The organism is Kitasatospora sp. NPDC057512, assembly GCF_042802135.1.
Taxonomy (GTDB): Bacteria; Actinomycetota; Actinomycetes; order Streptomycetales; family Streptomycetaceae; genus Kitasatospora.
Genome location: NZ_JBHVET010001013.1, coordinates 1 through 2383, shown reverse-complemented (window position 1 = coordinate 2383; position 2383 = coordinate 1). Strand labels below are relative to the sequence as shown.

General features: G+C 74.3%; 2 protein-coding genes and 1 pseudogene. All 3 read left to right on the top strand.

The annotated features are described in order from the left end of the window. A pseudogene (locus tag ACFU6K_RS36930) lies at nucleotides 1–1778 on the top strand (hypothetical protein); the annotation flags it as partial. Nucleotides 1779–1846: 68 nt separating this feature from the next. Next, on the top strand, nucleotides 1847–2029 hold the full coding sequence (locus ACFU6K_RS36925; protein ID WP_380670708.1) for a hypothetical protein: 183 nt from the start codon (nucleotides 1847–1849) through the stop codon (nucleotides 2027–2029). Between the two features lie 67 nt (nucleotides 2030–2096). Further along, nucleotides 2097–2288: a hypothetical protein gene (locus ACFU6K_RS36920; RefSeq protein ID WP_380670706.1), complete on the top strand. Its 192-nt coding sequence runs from the start codon at nucleotides 2097–2099 to the stop codon at nucleotides 2286–2288. Nucleotides 2289–2383 lie beyond the last annotated feature (95 nt).

Below are 2383 nucleotides of genomic sequence, written 5' to 3'. Positions count from 1 at the left end.
CCACACCGCTGGTGTCCGGGGTCGCCGCCCTGCTGGTCGGCGCACAGGTGCGCGCGGGCCGGCCACCCGACCCCCTCGCGGCCCGCCGGGCCCTGGTCCGGGGCGCGCACGCCGAGCCCTGCGCACCCGCCGAGGCACCGGAGTGCCGACGCCGGCTGACCGGCCACCTGGACGCGGCCCGGGCGTACGAGCTGATCACCCGAGGAGAAGACCCGGCTGAGCGCCCGGTCCGCGCCGGGACCACGGCGGACGGCGGCCGCCCCACCACCCTCACCCCCGAGGTCGGGGTCGCCACGGCCGGCGCACCCTCGCTGCTCGGGACCTCCCCTTACGACTCGCACGAGGGAGCCAGCACCATGGACACCCAGAGCGTTCCCGCCGCCACCGCCGAGGCCGTTCAGGCCGCCCCGGTCGCGCAGGCGCCCGTCGCGGCCGAGGCCGTACCGGCCGCGCAGAGCGCACCGTACGAAGCCGCCACCCCGGCCGGAGCCGCCGCCGGGGTGACGGGCGCCATCCCCGCGGGCGCCACCGCCGTCCCGCCGCCCGTACCCCCGCCCGCGCCCGCCCCGGCCGCGCCCGCGCCGCCCACCGGCGCGACGGCGCTCGGCCAGGCCCCGGCGGCCCCCTGCGCGTGCCAGGGCGGCGGGCCCTCCGGGGCCGGGCTGCCAGGGGCCGGGCCGTCGGGCGGCGTACCGGCGGGCGGCGGCGTCCGGCCCTCCTGCGCCTCCACCAACAACCGGCCGCTGGTCTACGCGATCGGCCAGGTCGGCGTCGACTTCCTGACCGAGGCCCGCCGGGACAGCTTCCGTCAGCTGATGGACCCCGTCGAGGCTCCGGTCCCGGGCAAGACCGGTGTGACGCAGGAGTTGCCCGCCAATCCCTACGACGCCGGGCAGTTGCACAAGTACCTGACCGCCAACCCCTGGGCCTCCGACAAGGTCACCTGGACGCTGAACCTGGACAGCACGCCGGTCTACGCGATGGAGGCCGAACCCGCGGTCGGCATGGACTGGTCCAGCACCCCCCTCGTGCCCCTCGGGAAGAAGGAGGACGTGGTCGCGCTCACCACCGACCACGACAAGCTCGCGGACGTCCTGATGGCACTCGCCGCGACCGCTCCCCCGGTGTCCACGGTCTACCGGTCCTTCCGGGACGCGTACTTCGGCCAGAACCAGTACACCCAGGACCAGGACGGCTACATCTCCCGGATCTCGATACCCGGCCGGCTGACCGACCGGACCGTCCGGCTGTTCTCCGGGCAGGTCGTACCCGTCGTCGAGGTCAAGAGCCGCGGCATCTTCATCTGGTACCAGAAGCAGCTGGTGGACGCCGTGGTGAAGGCCGTCGTGGACCAGGCGCACCACGACCAGGTGACGGTCGACGAGGCGTACATCCGCAAGACCATGGACGCGTTCCTCGACAAGGTCTACTACCAGTTCCGCAACCTCGGACAGACCTCCGCCGACCGGGCGCTGAACTCCGCCGGGACGAACGCGTTCTCGGTCGCCAAGCAGATCAGCCAGGCCCTGCTGCTGGGCCAGGGCATCCCCACCACCGTGACCCAGCCCGGCCTCCCGCTCGCCCTCTACTGCCTCGACACGATCTCCGTCGCGAAGAGCCCGTACTGCCGCATGGGGTCGGACTGCCAGGACGTGAAGGTGACCTTCTTCGACCCCGAGGACGACCGGCGCGCGCGGGTCAGCATGCTGTTCACGATCGACGTCAGCGACGAGTACCCCGTCAGCCTGGCGCCGGCCCACCAGTTCCTCGATTCCTGAGCGCCCGTCCCCGTCGGCGCCAGCGCCGACCGGACGGCCCCACGCCACCCGGCAGGAGGAGGCGGATCATGAAAGCCCCCACAGCGTTCCCCAGCCCCACACCGAGGCTCCCGGTCCTCGCCCCGGCGGTCCGCCGGGACGGCCGGGACGAGACCGGCCGACTGCCCGGCGGACCGGGCGTCACCCCGGCCCGGTCGATCTGTGCCGACCTCTCCGGCCCGGCCCGGAGCATGTGCTACGCCGCCCTCTGAGCGCCCGCCCCGACGGGCTTCGCCGAGGACGGATCGCATCCAGCACGACGAGAAGGGATGAGCAGAAATGACCAAGGAAGAATTCCGTGAGGAGCACCGGACGTGGAGCCCCACGCCGCAGCTCCCGACGCTGGCCCCGCCGGTCGACCGCACCCGCCGCCCCGGCGGCGCTCTGGGCGACACCCCTGGCGTCGAAGCCGACATCAACTGGGGCAAGCTCATCAGTGGCGGCGCCGACCTGCTCGGAACGCTCTTCTGATGCACCCCGTGCCGGCGGCGGGCCCCCCCCCCGCGCCGGCCCCCCCCCACCCTGGCGCCCCGTCGCACCACCCGCCCCCCGCGCACCGGGCAGGA

Bases quoted from the DNA above. Each gene is read 5' to 3' on its own strand.
- ACFU6K_RS36920 (WP_380670706.1), top strand. From the start codon at position 2,097: ATGACCAAGGAAGAATTCCGTGAGGAGCACCGGACGTGGAGCCCCACG.
- ACFU6K_RS36925 (WP_380670708.1), top strand. From the start codon at position 1,847: ATGAAAGCCCCCACAGCGTTCCCCAGCCCCACACCGAGGCTCCCGGTC.